This window comes from Exiguobacterium sp. SH1S21 (genome assembly GCF_004337175.1).
Lineage (GTDB): Bacteria > Bacillota > Bacilli > Exiguobacteriales > Exiguobacteriaceae > Exiguobacterium > Exiguobacterium aurantiacum_A.
Genome location: NZ_SJUY01000002.1, coordinates 204,966 through 219,422 on the forward strand (window position 1 = coordinate 204,966; position 14,457 = coordinate 219,422).

At 51.1% G+C, this 14,457-nt stretch carries 13 protein-coding genes; 4 read left to right on the top strand and 9 right to left on the bottom strand.

Annotated features, from left to right (window positions below; translation table 11 throughout):
* Positions 1-175: 175 nt before the first annotated feature.
* The 3 genes from EVJ24_RS04550 (at position 176) to EVJ24_RS04560 (ending at position 4,135) form a co-directional block, all read left to right on the top strand.
* Positions 176-1,711: a Ppx/GppA family phosphatase gene (locus tag EVJ24_RS04550; protein ID WP_131439929.1), complete on the top strand. Its 1,536-nt coding sequence runs from the start codon at positions 176-178 to the stop codon at positions 1,709-1,711.
* On the top strand, positions 1,708-3,873 hold the full coding sequence (locus EVJ24_RS04555) for an RNA degradosome polyphosphate kinase (protein ID WP_131439931.1): 2,166 nt from the start codon (positions 1,708-1,710) through the stop codon (positions 3,871-3,873). Before EVJ24_RS04550 ends, EVJ24_RS04555 begins: the two co-directional genes overlap by 4 nt.
* Positions 3,874-3,964: 91 nt before the next feature.
* Positions 3,965-4,135: a DUF1427 family protein gene (locus tag EVJ24_RS04560; RefSeq protein WP_021065708.1), complete on the top strand. Its 171-nt coding sequence runs from the start codon at positions 3,965-3,967 to the stop codon at positions 4,133-4,135.
* A gap of 37 nt (positions 4,136-4,172) precedes the next feature.
* On the opposite strand, the gene EVJ24_RS04565 is transcribed toward EVJ24_RS04560, so the two are convergent.
* From EVJ24_RS04565 to EVJ24_RS04585, 5 genes are all read right to left on the bottom strand, one after another.
* On the bottom strand, positions 4,173-4,742 hold the full coding sequence (locus EVJ24_RS04565; protein ID WP_131439933.1) for a hypothetical protein: 570 nt from the start codon (positions 4,740-4,742) through the stop codon (positions 4,173-4,175).
* Positions 4,743-4,745: 3 nt separating this feature from the next.
* The gene (locus tag EVJ24_RS04570) at positions 4,746-5,648 is read right to left on the bottom strand and encodes a deoxyribonuclease IV (RefSeq protein WP_131439935.1); all 903 of its coding nucleotides are present in this window, start codon (positions 5,646-5,648) and stop codon (positions 4,746-4,748) included.
* 85 nt (positions 5,649-5,733) lie between these two features.
* On the bottom strand, positions 5,734-7,086 hold the full coding sequence (locus EVJ24_RS04575; protein ID WP_330857583.1) for a DEAD/DEAH box helicase: 1,353 nt from the start codon (positions 7,084-7,086) through the stop codon (positions 5,734-5,736).
* Positions 7,087-7,138: 52 nt separating this feature from the next.
* A complete protein-coding gene (locus EVJ24_RS04580; protein WP_131439939.1) occupies positions 7,139-8,074 on the bottom strand; it encodes a sugar ABC transporter substrate-binding protein in 936 nt (311 codons plus the stop codon).
* Positions 8,071-9,834, bottom strand: coding sequence for a sensor histidine kinase (locus EVJ24_RS04585; protein ID WP_131439941.1), 1,764 nt, complete (start codon positions 9,832-9,834; stop codon positions 8,071-8,073). Before EVJ24_RS04585 ends, EVJ24_RS04580 begins: the two co-directional genes overlap by 4 nt.
* Before the next feature lie 120 nt (positions 9,835-9,954).
* Here EVJ24_RS04585 and EVJ24_RS04590 point away from each other — a divergent pair, with 120 nt between their 5' ends.
* A complete protein-coding gene (locus EVJ24_RS04590) occupies positions 9,955-10,908 on the top strand; it encodes a 4-hydroxy-3-methylbut-2-enyl diphosphate reductase (protein WP_071397767.1) in 954 nt (317 codons plus the stop codon).
* A 47-nt stretch (positions 10,909-10,955) separates the two neighbouring features.
* Here EVJ24_RS04590 and EVJ24_RS04595 read toward each other — a convergent pair whose 3' ends face one another.
* From EVJ24_RS04595 to rpoD, 4 genes are all read right to left on the bottom strand, one after another.
* Positions 10,956-12,068, bottom strand: a complete 1,113-nt coding sequence (locus EVJ24_RS04595) for a Nif3-like dinuclear metal center hexameric protein (RefSeq protein ID WP_131439943.1) — start codon at positions 12,066-12,068, stop codon at positions 10,956-10,958.
* Entirely contained in the window at positions 12,068-12,784 is a 717-nt protein-coding gene (locus EVJ24_RS04600) for a tRNA (adenine(22)-N(1))-methyltransferase (protein WP_131439945.1), read from the bottom strand. The genes EVJ24_RS04595 and EVJ24_RS04600 overlap by 1 nt, the downstream gene beginning before the upstream one ends.
* A gap of 99 nt (positions 12,785-12,883) precedes the next feature.
* Entirely contained in the window at positions 12,884-13,222 is a 339-nt protein-coding gene (gene cccA, locus EVJ24_RS04605) for a cytochrome c550 (protein WP_131439947.1), read from the bottom strand.
* Positions 13,223-13,354: 132 nt separating this feature from the next.
* Positions 13,355-14,449, bottom strand: coding sequence for an RNA polymerase sigma factor RpoD (gene rpoD, locus EVJ24_RS04610; protein ID WP_016508087.1), 1,095 nt, complete (start codon positions 14,447-14,449; stop codon positions 13,355-13,357).
* Positions 14,450-14,457 lie beyond the last annotated feature (8 nt).

The following is a 14,457-nucleotide window of genomic DNA, read 5'->3' on the forward strand; positions in this document are numbered from 1 at the left end:
CGTTTGATAAATCGTAATCATTTCTACTTGCTTGGCGTCTGTATTATACAGAATATTATTAAATGCTTCAAGTTTGAGAAGATTGAGAAGCTCGTCGTCACGTCTTCACACAAAATCAAGATGAGTTTGTCTAGTGTTCGTTGTACACTAGAGGTATCGCAGAGGGGGATTTATCGTGGAAAAAAAATTAGCAGTCATTGATATCGGGTCAAACTCGATTCGCAACGTCATTTTTGAAGTGAATCGACACGGCCAATATTTTGAACGGTTGAACGTGAAAGAAGTCGCTCGGCTCTCGAGTCACATCACCGATGCGAACGAACTGTCCGAAATGGGCATCCAATCGTTAATCGAGACACTCGACCATTTCATCAGCCTGAACAAGCATCATGGCGTCAAAGAGATGTTGCCGGTCGCGACCGCAGCCATCCGCAACGCCAGCAATTCTGAAGCGATTTTAAACGAGGTCCTTAACGCGACCGGGATGGAGATCCGCTTGTTGAGTGACTATGAAGAGGCGTATTACGGATACTCGGCCATCGTCAACTCGACTTATATCGAAGACGGCTATTCGGTCGACATCGGCGGCGGCTCAATGGAAGTGACTTACTTCAAAGATCGCGAGCTCGTCTTTTATCATAGTTTCCCGTTCGGTGCCGTCACGTTGACGAACGATTTTATGTCAGGCGACACGCTCTCGAAAGATGAGCGGAAACAACTGACTTCTTTCTTGAAGAAGGCGTTCAAAGACATCGATTGGCTCGTCCCTCACGGTGTTCCGCTTGTCGGTGTCGGCGGGACCGCCCGAAACCTCGTCCGCGTCGAACAGTCGTTGTCCCACTTCCCGCTTGAAGGCATCCATCAATATACGCTCGGTGCCGACCGGCTTCACGAGGTCGTCGATGAACTGATCGACATGTCGACGAAACAACTCGGACGACTCGATGGCCTGTCAAAAGATCGGATGGACATCATCGCTCCGGCCGTGACCGCAATCGATGAACTGGCCCGCTATTTAAAAGTGCCTGAGTTTACGATGAGCAATAACGGTCTGCGGGAAGGGCTATTTTATGAGTACTATTTAAAAGAGAACAATGAGATCCGTTTCGCTGATGTCAAAGAAGAAAGTTTCCGCCACTTTGAGAAACAATACGATGTCGATCCGGTCCGGCATCGTCATCTCGTCCATCTGGCCCGTCAAATTTATATGGGCTTGATCGAGGCGAAGACGATCAAACCAAAACCGTTCGAACCGGGACTGTTAGAAGCAGCTTGCCGTCTCGCTTACATCGGTGAATACATCGACCATAACAACAAGAGCGACCACACGTTCCATTTGATCACGACCAATGACTTTAAAGGCATGAACAACGAAGACCGGCTCGCCCTGGCGCTCGTCACGTCTTACAAGTCACGGCGCCTGCTCGAACAGCATATCGAGGGCTTTCCTGAATGGTTCGACTCAAAAATGTTGAAAAGTCTAGAGCTGATCGGATCAATTGTCAAACTTGTCGACGCGCTCGATTTGACCGAGCGTCAAGTCGTCGAGAACATCGACGTCGAGACAACAGACGACGGGCTTGCCTTCACCCTTCATACAGCGACGTCCCCGCGCTTTGAATTGCAGCGCGGTATCCGTCACAAAAAGCATTTAGAACGCGCGATCGAAACGACGATCGAGTTACGCGTAGAGGAGAGGATCACTTTATGACGACTTACTTACCAGAACATTTTAACAACCGCGAATTGAGCTGGCTCAGCTTTAACGAGCGCGTGCTCCAAGAAGCGATCGATGACCGCAACCCGCTCATGGAACGCCTCAAATTCCTCGGCATCTTCAGTGCAAACCTCGATGAGTTCTACATGGTCCGTTTCGGAGGACTGAAAGACGAGGTGCTCGCCGGATTCAACCAACCGGAGGACAAGGCCGGGCTGACACCAAAGCAGCAAATTAAAGCGATCTCGATCAAAGCTCAAGAACTCGTCGAAGTCCAATATGCGACGTATAAAAAAATCGTCAAACAACTCGGAACAGAAAACGTCCGCTTTTTACGTCCGAAGCACTTGAACAAAGAGCAACTTGATTTTGTTAAACTGTATTTTCGGACCCACGTCTTCCCGGTCTTGACACCGATCGCGGTCGATGCGTATCGCCCGTTCCCGATGCTGTTGTCAAAATCGCTCAATATCGCCGTTGAAATCTCGTCGACCTCAGAAGGCAAAAAGCGGCTCGCCCTCGTTCAAGTACCGGCCGTCCTACCGCGTTTTCTCGAACTGCCGACAGAAGACGAAGAACATGCCGACTTGATGTTGCTCGAAGACGTCATCATCCAATTCATCGATTCGCTCTTCAAAGGCTTTGAAGTCGAGTCGACGATGCCGTTCCGGATCACCCGCAACGCTGACATGCCGTTCCATGAAGAAGGTAGCCGTGATGTGTTGAAACAGATCGAGAAAGAATTGAAGAAACGCCGTTACGGCGTCGGCATCCGCCTCGAGGTCCAACAACGTTCACTCAGTAAAGAACTGTTGTTCATGCTGCAAGACGTCCTCGATCTGCACGACCGCGACATTTTCGTAGTCGACGGACCGATCGATTTGACGTTCTTGTTTGGCATCTATAATAAGATCGGGATCGAGTATGATGAGATGATCAACGAGACACTCATCCCGTTCGTCCCGGAAGGACTCGAGCCCGGCAAGGACTTGTTCAAGGCCGTCCTGAAAAAGGATTATTTGCTCCATCACCCATACCATTCGTTCGACCCGGTCGTCCGCTTTATCGCCCAGGCCGCGAAAGACCCGAACGTCTTGGCCATCAAGCAGACGCTTTACCGTGTGTCTGGCGATTCACCGATCATTAAAGCGCTCACTGACGCTGCCGAGAGCGGCAAACAAGTCACCGTCCTCGTCGAACTGAAGGCTCGGTTCGATGAAGAGAAGAACATTCAATGGGCGAAACAGCTCGAAAAAGCCGGGGCCCACGTCATCTACGGCTATAAAGAGTTAAAAACGCACTCGAAGATCACGCTTGTCGTCCGGATTCTAGAAGGAGGTGTCCTCCAACGTTTCGTCCACCTCGGTACCGGTAACTACAACGACTCGACGGCGAAGCTTTATACGGACATCGGCTTGTTGACGACGAACGAGGACTTGGCCGAAGATGCGACCAACTTCTTCAACTGGCTCTCTGGTTACGGTGAACGACCGTCTTGGCACGAGTTCGAGACGTCACCCGACGACATGCTCGACTTCTTCCTTCACAAGATTCAAGACGAGATCAAACTGCATGAGAAGTATGGGAACGGTCGCATCGTCGCCAAGATGAACTCACTCACCGACAAGTCGATCATCACGAAGCTGTATGACGCGTCTCAGGCCGGGGTCAAGATCGATTTGATCATTCGCGGCATCTGTTGCCTGCGGCCGGGCATTAAAGGCGTCTCGGACAATATTCGTGTCGTCTCGATCATCGACCGCTATCTAGAACATTCTCGCATCTTCTATTTCTATCAAAACGGGAAAGAAGACTTGTACTGCTCGTCTGCGGACTGGATGACCCGAAACATGAAAAAGCGCATCGAGATCTTGTTCCCGATCCTAGATGCGGGTCATAAGTCATACATTAAAGACATGCTCGCGCTACAGCTCGTCGACAACGTCAAAGCGCGGATCCAACGCGCCGATGGCAGTTACGTCTACATCAAGCAAGAGCCTGGCCAAGAGAAAATTCAATCGCAGATCATCATCCACCAATATACAGGCGGCCGTTGGAACAACATCCCGAGCGTCTTCGAACGGGAGCCGTCGAACTGGGCCGAACGTGAAGTCCTTCGCCTCCGGGCCGAAAATGAGAAAATGACTGATGACTGATGTTAGACTTCTCAAACGAGAAAGAACATTGTATAATTAGTTCGTTCAGTTAGTTGAAACGCTTTCATTTTCGAATATGGAGGAATCATTCATGCAAGAAATCTTACTCTCGTTGCTCGCCGGCCTCATCTGTGGCATGATTTTCACTGCCTTGAAGTTGCCGTTGCCTGCCCCCCCGGTCTTGCCTGGCGTCATTGGAATCTTTGGCGTCTTTCTCGGGATGAAAGTTTACCAATTCGCGCTTGCGAACTGGCCATTTTAAACAAAAAGAACGATGCCCGCGGGCATCGTTCTTTTTGTTACTCTGCATGATGTATCGCCTTATGACAAGTCGGACAGACCCACATCCCGCTGTCTCCTTCAAGATGGTACTCTAGGAGACGATTAGCTATCGCCCCATACCTGTCTGTCAAGTCGACTCCACAGCTCGTACAAGCCGTGATGGAGGCGATACGGTGCATCATCATTCGTTCCCGAGCTAGATGCGTCTCATACGTTTGCCGAGTCCAGCGTTGGGATGGGACTTGATAACCGCGGTCCCACATATCTTTTAACGTCGCATAAGATGTCGACACGTCGTACATACCACTCTTGAGCAGCGGATGATGAAAATCAAGGCCGACTAAATCGACGAGACAATAGTCTCGAACTTCATCGTCGGGACGCGTTCGCCAATACCGGTCGTCGGGGCGCGTCGTCGTCTCGACGAACATAATCTCGACTTCCGCGACGATCCCGTACCCGACGACTTCGATCAAGGCTGGTCCCTCAACGCTTCCTTCAATGTAAAACGGGCTCTGCTCGCGAAAGTATGTCGGGAGCGCCGCAAATACGTCATACGTCTCTGGATCGATCTTTAGCACGCTCATCGCTTATTGGTGCGCGAGCGCGAATCGTTCGCGCCATTCGGCGTCGAACGCGCCTAATCGGAACATGTTGATCTCTTGCTTATACGGCGCGACTTTCGTCTTCTCGCTGATTGGAATGTAAGGTGTTTCAAGAATTTTTGGCAAATGAGCGAACGCCTCATGATGGATGATTCGGTTCAACGCGTCAAAACCGATCTCCCCGTAGCCGATATTTTCGTGGCGGTCTTTTCTCGCCCCACGCACGTTTTTCGAATCGTTGACGTGGATGACGCCGAGTCGGTCGATTCCGACGATGCGGTCAAACTCGGCAATCACGCCGTCTAAATCCCCCACGAGATCATACCCGGCGTCATGGACGTGGCATGTGTCGAAACAGACCGACAGCCGGTCGTTATGCGTCACTCCGTCGATGATCGTCGCGAGTTCTTCAAACGTCTTCCCGAGTTCGCTCCCTTTGCCTGCCATCGTCTCGAGGGCGATCTTCACCGTCTCGTCTCCGGTCAGCACTTCATTCAAGCCTTCGATGATGCGAGCGAGACCAACATCTTCGCCGGCACCGACATGGGCACCTGGGTGAAGGACAACATGGCGGGCGACTTGTAGCGCTTCGGCCCGCTTGATTTCAGCCGCCAAAAACGAGACCGCGAGTTCGAACGTCTCAGGTTTCGTCGTATTGCCCAAGTTGATGATGTATGGGGCGTGGACGACGATTTCCTCGATGTCATGCGCCGCCATGTGGACGAGCGCCGCTTCGATATTTAACTCCTCGATCGGTTTACGACGCGTGTTTTGAGGCGCGCCCGTATAGACCATCATCGTCGTCGCACCGTACGAGACGGCTTCCTCACTGCCAGCGAGCAGCATCTTCTTACCTGAAACCGAAACGTGTGAACCAATTTTTAACATAGTCAACTCTCCTTCGCAATCTTCTGCCTTTAGTGTACACAAAAAGAAGAACCGACTCCATGAAGTCGATTCTTCTGTTTAGTGATTACCGTCTGTTCTTCTTACGGGTCTCACGACGTTCCGTGCGCTGTTGTTGCATATGCTCGCGCGAAGCCGTCTCTTTCAATTTATACTTGAACTTCTTCTTGTAGCCTGGTTTGACTTTCTTCTTCGCCTTCTTGATCTCACCGGCCATACGGCTGTGCGCCGTGTGCGATACTTTCATCTTACGGTCGGTCACGCGGCGTTTACGAGTCTTGATCTCTTGGAGCGTCCCGCCTTTAACATCGACATGTGTGAACGCGAAACCACGCTCTTCAAGTCGATTGATCGGGCCGTTCTCGTGATCTTCATACAGCGTATACGCTTCTCCGGTAGCACCGGCACGACCGGTCCGGCCGACACGGTGTGTGTAGAAGTCGAGATCTTTCGGGATACCGAAGTTGATGATGTGCGACACACCTTTAATATCAATCCCGCGGGCAGCCAAGTCGGTTGCGATCACGTATTGATATTTTGCATCGTTAATGTCTTTGATCGCTTGCTTGCGTCGACGGGCTTGCATGTCGCCATGAAGCGTCCCGACGTTGAGGCCTGCCTCACGGAACGAGTTCTCGAGCTCATCCGCGTCTTGTTTCGTGTTCGTGAACACGAGGCAGACGAACGGATTGATCGCTTTGGCCACTTCGACCGTCAATTCTTTGCGGTCGCGGTGACGGACCGGGATGACGTGGTGCTTGATCTTCGGTGCGACGCGGTGCTCGGCACTCGCTTCAGCGTAGCGCGGGTCGTGAAGATATTTCTTCAAGAACGGCTCGAGCTTCTCTGGGATTGTCGCTGAGAAGACCATCGTTTGCAGTCTTTCCGGAAGCGACTGCGCGATGCGGTCCACTTCTGGCAAGAAGCCCATATCAAGCATTTGATCGGCTTCATCGACGACGAAATGTTTGACTTTATGCGGGAACAACGCCTGAACTTTCATCAAGTCGAGCAGACGGCCTGGCGTCCCGATGATCAACTGTGGTGGGTTTTTCATCTTGTCGATTTGACGTTCACGGTCAGTTCCGCCGACGATCAAACTCGTCTTAATATAGTCAGGCTGCTTCACGAGGAGTGTTTTCAACTCTTCGTGGATCTGCCAGGCAAGCTCGCGTGTCGGTGCGACAACGATCGCTTGGACTTCATGTTCGCTCGGGTCGATCGATTCTAAAATAGGTAAGAGGAACGCGAGTGTCTTCCCGGTCCCGGTTTGTGATTTTCCAATGATGTCACGGCCATTCATCGCGGCTGGAATAATCCGTGCCTGAATGTCCGTTGGGTTAGTGATGCGCTTTTCTGTCAAGGCATCGACGATAAACGGTAACAATTTGAACTGTTGGAAGCTGTTCAATCGATACACCTCCTGTTTCTTTCCACTTTTCCTAGCATAGCGGAATCTAGTTATTTGTCAATTAATCTTTACCGAGTCCTTCATACAAGTAACTCGATGAATAGTAGTGCGTCGAGATTTTTTTGCCGCTCAAATGCTGTTCGAGCGCTTTGAAACCGACTTCAATCATTTCGTTCGGGGATTGCACGACCGTCGCATCGACTTTCCCGCTATGAATCAACGGGTAAATCTCTGTCACACCGTCTACCGACACGATTGTCTTATCATTTAATCTTTTGCTCTCGAGCGCCCTCACGACCCCGAACGTGTTGTCGTCGTTATGGGAAAACACGGCGTCGAACGGGATGTCTTCCTCGAGCCAACGCGACATCTCAATCTCGGCTTGGAACGTATCGTAGTTACCCGTGAGCGAGGCCACGACCTCGAGGTCATCGTGGGCTTTATCGTACTCGGTCAATCCGAGGCTACGGTCGATGGTCGAGCGGACTTTTGCCGTTCCCCTCACTTCGACGACACGGATCGGCCGATCGAGTGCGGTATGTTTGGCGGCAATATGGTTGGCGGCCATCCGCCCGATTTCAACGTTATCGGACACGACGGACGTGAGCACGCTATCGTGGTCAATCATCCGGTCAATCGCGATAATCGGGATCCCTTTGTCTCTCGCCTTTTCGAGCGATGATTGAATGAACGTCTCGTCAAGCGTCGTCACGAAGATGGCTTTGACACCGCGCTCGATCAACGAATCCAATTTCTCTTTTTCTAAGACACGTGAATCCTCACTTGTCGTCGGAATCGGAATGAACCCTTTTTGATTGGCCGTTCGTACAAAGGCGGCTAACAACTTATTGGCGTGTTCGTGTTTTTCACTGACGAACACGAAGCCGACCTCATTGTTCGTCGTCGCGCGTTCCGGCAACTGGATCGACGTGATCAATAAAATCGTCATGGCCCAGATGACGGGAATCCAAAGCCAGTAATAGCGGAAGCCCTTCATACGTTTGTCCGCCTTGGGATTTTAATCATCATCGCCGTACCTTCTCCTTCAACGCTCTCGATCTCCATTTGACCGTTTACGGCTTTTAATGATTCTCGAATCATGTACAGCCCTAGCCCGTTGCCGTTCTCTTTCGTCGTATAGAACGCCGACCCGACCGTGTTGACTTGATCTTTCGTCATCCCGATCCCGTTATCCTCAATCAAGAACCGATAATCCCGCTCCGTGAAGAGGACCGTGACCGTGACGCTACCGTCCGCCCCTTTTGAATCGACGGCTTCGACGGCGTTTTTAAACAAGTTGTAGATGGTTTGGACGAGCATGTCGCTCGAACAGTAGAACGGCGGCATCTCATTCGGAACAATCAGTTCCCACTTCGTCACCCGTTTATAACATTCGGCGTCGAGTAAGAACTCGAGCCGACTCGCAAATTCGGTCATGTCGAGCCACTCTTCTTGAAGCTTGGATTGATCTGGTTTGGCGAGCGTGAGCATCGTCGTAATCAAATGGTTAGCCCGATTGAGCTCGGACAGTGCAAGGTCGAGCATTTCTTCACTACCATGACCTTCTTTCGCCATCTGCAAGGTGATTTGGACAGGTGTAAGCGGGTTACGGATTTCGTGAGCGATACCGGCCTCGAGTTGACCGAGCGAGGCGAGCTTCTCTTGTTGGAGCAAGAGCTGTTGTTGGCTCAACTGCTCACGTCGAGCCGTCTCCATCCGGTTCGAGTAGTCGTTATACGTATCGAGGAGCGTCTGGACTTCCTTTGAACCGGTGCGTTCGAGTAAAATCGGTTCGAGTGACTGTTGTTTCTTGATGTTTTGAACGAGTTCGAGCAGCGGGCTCGTCAATGTCTTCGAGAGAAGGAGACCGACTAAAATACTTAAGAAGAAAGTGACGAGCGTAATCATCAAATATTGCCAACGTGTATCATAGACCGCCTCATAAACCGAATCCGTGCTATGCTTGGCCAATACGCTCCATCCGTTCACTCGAGCGTCCGGTTCGAACATGATGACGTCGTCTTCGGTACTTAAAATTGTCCGAACGTCATACTCATCCGTCGTTTCGACGATTGAGCGTGACAACCTTCGCTCCGCATCCGTGACGAGGTTAAACGATGTCGATAACACTTCTCCCCGCTCATTTAAGAGGTAGAGAATCATATCATCGTTCGTGGATTCGAGCATGCGCCGATAGAGGTCCGAGTTAAGCACACTGATGCTTCCACCAAACATGCCAATCGGTCGGTTGTCCTCGATGACGGGTACGTAAAGATACGTGCCGGCATCACCAGAAATCGATACCGGGTCACTCATGAATAAATCGTCGCCGTTCGAAGTGATGACTTCTTTAAATTTCGGATCAGCCTTTAACGTCATCGCGGGGACTTGCCGTTGCGAATACCAAGTGAATTCATCTTCTCGTAAATCATAGTAAAAGATCGAAGTGAAACTCGTTCGTTGGTTCAAGTAACCCGTCCGAATCCGCTCTTCAATCAAAGGTTCGTTTCCAACATAAGCACCAAGGTAGACGAGGTCTTCATACAATTTCCCAAGCCTTGTCTCGAGGTTCTCGATACTCCCATCAATCGCATAGTCAAATTGTTCTTTCGCCAATTCTTCCGCGCGGGACACCGTCACGCGATCGGCAGAGAAAGCTAGTGATGAGATGACGAGTCCAAGAATGATAAAGATAATAAATGTGATTTGAAAGAAGTACGATTTTCGAACTTCAAGCAATGTTCTCAAGCGTTCCACGGTGTCCCTCCTTTCTAACCTTAAGATTATAGCATGAATACACGCAATTCTTTTCGTATTTTCGAAACAATGTTAGACTAATACGTAGGAAAGCATCGCGAAAGGAGCGTTCATCACGCAATGAAAGTTAAAAAAATTAGCCCACGCGGATACTGCTATGGCGTCGTCGATGCCATGAAATTAGCGAATGAAGCCGTGGCCAACCCAGATTTACCACGGCCTATCCATATACTCGGTATGATCGTCCATAACCGTCACGTCACCCAAGCGTTTGAAGACTTAGGCGTCAAGACCGTAGACGGTGAGGATCGGATGCAAGCAGTTGAAACAATCGACAGAGGGACCGTCGTGTTTACGGCCCACGGCATCTCCCCGCTCGTTCGGAAGCGTGCCATCGAAAAAGGACTGACGATTGTCGATGCGTCTTGTCCTGACGTTCTCGTCACGCACGATTTAATTCGTGAGAAGACAGCGGCCGGCTACGAAGTCATCTATATCGGCAAGCACGGGCACCCCGAACCTGAAGGCGCGATGGGAGTCGCCCCTGGAAAAGTCCATCTCGTCCAGTACGAGAGCGATTTTGAGGCGTTGCCAGATCATTTGTTAGACGCAAACATTCTCGTCACGAACCAGACGACAATGAGCCAATGGGACGTTTCGGCATTAATCGACCTCATTCAAGAACGCTATCCTCACGTCGAGGTGCATAACGAGATTTGTAACGCGACACAAGTTCGTCAGGAAGCCGTGGCCGAGCAGGCCGGTGACTGCGACTTGCTCATCGTCGTCGGTGATCCGAAATCGAACAACTCGAACCGCCTCGCCCAAGTCTCTAAAGAGATTGCCGGGACGAATGCCTATCGCATCGGTGATTTGAGTGAGCTCGATCTCAATTGGCTTCAAGACGTCGAAACGGTCGCGGTCACATCGGGCGCGTCGACACCGACGCCGATCACGAAAAAAGTCATCGACTTTTTGACGCAGTACGACCGTGATGACTTGAGCACACACGACAAGACACCTTATCTCGAACTGCGAAACATTTTGCCGAGAGTGAAGGCGCTTCGCAAATGACAAGCAACCCCCGTCCTCATGCATGAGGGCGGGGGTTGTGTTCGGTTTCAGCGGAACTTAAAAGGGTTCGTGTTCGTAGCGGAAACGAGGAGCTCGACCTCGAGTTTTGCTGCCGTGAACTTCTGTTGCAAGACGTCGACGACACCTTGCTTCATGACGCTCTCGACGTGATGACCCGGGTCGACCACGGCGAGTCCGAGCGCCATCGCGTCGTGGGCGACATGGAAATATAAATCACCGGTCACGTAGACGTCGGCTCCCTTGAAGTGCGCGGCCGAGACGTACTTGTTGCCGTCACCACCGAGCACGGCCACTTTTTTGATCGTCCGGTCCAAGTCGCCGACGACCCGCACCGCTTCGACACCAAAGCTTGCTTTGACATGTTCCGAAAATTCAGCGAGCGTCAACGGTTTGTCGAGTCGACCGATGCGGCCGAGACCTAGGACAGGCCCTGTAATCTCATCCCGAATCAAGTCATGAGCGATCTCTTCGTAAGGGTGAGCGTCAAACATCGCTTTTAACACCCGCTTCTTCTTACTTTCGGTAACGATCGTCTCAATCTTCACTTCATCGACTTGCTCCGTTTTCCCAATCTGTCCGAGGTACGGGTCGGCCAAGTCGAGCGGGGTGAACTGCCCTTTCCCTGTGACCGTGAATTGGCAATCGCCGTAATTCCCGATTCGACCGGCTCCGGCCTTGCCTAACGCTTTAGACACGGCGGACTGATGTGTCTCCGGGACGAAGACCGACAATTTATACACCGGTTCTTCATACGTCGGGACGAGCACTTCGGTCTCACGCAATCCGAGTGCCTCGCTCATCCAGTCGTTGACCCCGCCCTCACAGACGTCTAAATTCGTATGGGCGACGTAGACGGCGATATCGTTTTTCAGACATTTCATAACGATTCGACCGGCGGCGTTGCGATCGGTCACTTGGGTGAGCGCACTAAAGATCGGCGGATGATGCGCGATAATCAAGTCCACCTCTTGTTCGATGGCTTCGTCGACGACCGATTCGAGCACGTCGAGCGTGACCATGACCCGATTCACTTGTTTATTCAGCGTACCGATCTGCAGTCCAATCTTGTCGCCTTCGACCGCGAGATGTTTCGGTGCGAACTCTTCAAACAGTTGGATGATATGATTTCCGTTTGCCATCACTGACTCACCTCTCTCATTTTGTCGCGTAACGCTTTGAACTCCTCCTGCTTCCGGACGAGCGCCTCGGTCTGGGCGCCTGCGGCCATTTGACCGAGCACGTAATCCAATTTGTCCGCTTCCCGGCCCCACTTTAATTTAAACGGTTCAGGACGATTCTTCAGTAGCTCCGGCCCGAACATAAGCTGCCACGTCCGCTCTGTCTCGTCCGCACTGTAACGCGTCTCTGTGCCCCGCTCACCGACAAGGATCTCATATATTTTGTCATTCTCTTCGACAATCGTCTCCGCGACGAGCACAAACCCAGATTCGAGCAACCATTCCCGAACTTGCTGGCCATCGACGTTCGGTTGCAACACAAGTCGCTTAATCACTCCTAATTTGTCGCATCCGCTCTCTAAAATCGAACGGATCAAGCTTCCACCCATCCCGCAGATCGAGATACATGTCGCCTCGTCTTCATTCAAAACGGCCAATCCGTCACCGAGCCGGACGTCAATCTTGCTCGATGCGCCGATCAATTCGACTTGGGCTTTGGCCGCTTCCATCGGACCTTGATTCACTTCTCCGGCGATGGCCCGGTCGATGATTCCTTGTTGTACTAGATAACACGGGACGTAAGCGTGGTCGGAACCGATATCGGCTAAAATGCTTCCAGCTGGTATAAAATCGACGACTCGTTTCAGTCGCCGGTCTAACGTGACTTGTTCTTGCATGGGGACAACTCCTTTTGTCTACTTCTTCTTCTTTAGGGTAACGAAATATTCTTGCCCGGACAACAAAAAACGTACCCCAGAAGGAGTACGCGTTCACCCTTATTGTTCAAGCAACCATGTCGCGAGCACGTCGGCTTCTTCGGCAGACGCGAGACCGGCCGGCATTGCACCTTTACCATTGACGATGATGTTCGCAATCTCTTCAGCAGACAAACGTTCTCCGACTCCAGTCAACGCCGGACCGACGCCACCTTCAAGATTTCCGCCGTGGCAACCTGTGCAGCCTTTAGCAGCGTACAAGTCTTCCGGGTTCATTTCCGTGACGGCTGGACCTTCAGCGGCTTGTTGCGCTTGGTTTACACCAAAATACGATAATGAGACCATAGCGATGATTGCGACGATCGCAATCGCTGCAAACGGTAACAATGGATTACGCATTGTATTTCCCCCTCATGTTCTTTCCAAATTTCTACCCATCACTATTTTACTCAAAAAACAATAAAGAAGGAAGGAAAATCACTCATTTTCCTTCCTTTCTTCTAAAACTTCACATTTTATTCAAAAACACGATTAATCGAGGAAGTCTTTCAAGCGTTTCGAGCGACTTGGGTGACGGAGCTTCCGTAACGCCTTCGCTTCGATTTGACGGATCCGCTCACGCGTGACCCCGAACACTTTACCGACTTCTTCGAGCGTGCGCGTCCGACCGTCATCAAGCCCGAAGCGGAGACGGAGTACGTTCTCTTCACGGTCTGTCAACGTATCGAGCACGTCTTCGAGTTGTTCTTTGAGCAGCTCGTAGGCTGCTGCGTCCTGAGGAGCCATCGCATCTTGATCTTCAATGAAGTCACCGAGGTGCGAATCGTCCTCTTCGCCGATCGGTGTTTCAAGCGACACCGGTTCTTGCGCGATTTTTAAAATCTCACGAACTTTCTCAGGCGTCAATTCCATTTCCTTGGCAATCTCTTCAGGAGCAGGCTCGCGTCCGAGGTCTTGCAGCAATTGACGTTGAACACGGATCAATTTGTTGATCGTTTCCACCATATGGACCGGAATCCGGATCGTCCGGGCTTGGTCGGCGATGGCACGTGTGATCGCTTGACGAATCCACCACGTCGCGTACGTCGAGAACTTGAACCCTTTCATGTAGTCGAACTTCTCGACTGCCTTGATCAGACCCATATTCCCTTCTTGAATCAAGTCAAGGAACAACATACCACGACCGACATAACGTTTCGCAATCGAGACGACAAGACGAAGGTTGGCTTCAGCGAGACGTTTTTTCGCCTCGTCATCGCCTTGCTCGATTCGCTTCGCGAGTTCGGTCTCGTCTTTGGCACTCAACAGATCGACACGGCCGATCTCTTTCAAGTACATCCGGACCGGGTCGTTGATTTTAATTCCTGGCGGGACAGCCAGATCATTCAAGTCGACCTCTTCGTCTTCTTTTTTCGTAGGAGTCTCCTCGGCATCGGCCGCATCTTCTGTGACACGGATGTCTTTGCCTTCTAAATCTTCAATGAAGTTATCGATAAAATCTGAATCGACCTCAAAATGGCTGAGGCGATCCTGGATCGCTTGCATCGATACGACACCCTTCTTTTTCCCCAACTTTTCAAGTTCGTCTATGGCGTTAAATAAATCCTCTTTTTTCTTCTCTGCCATCTAGCAGT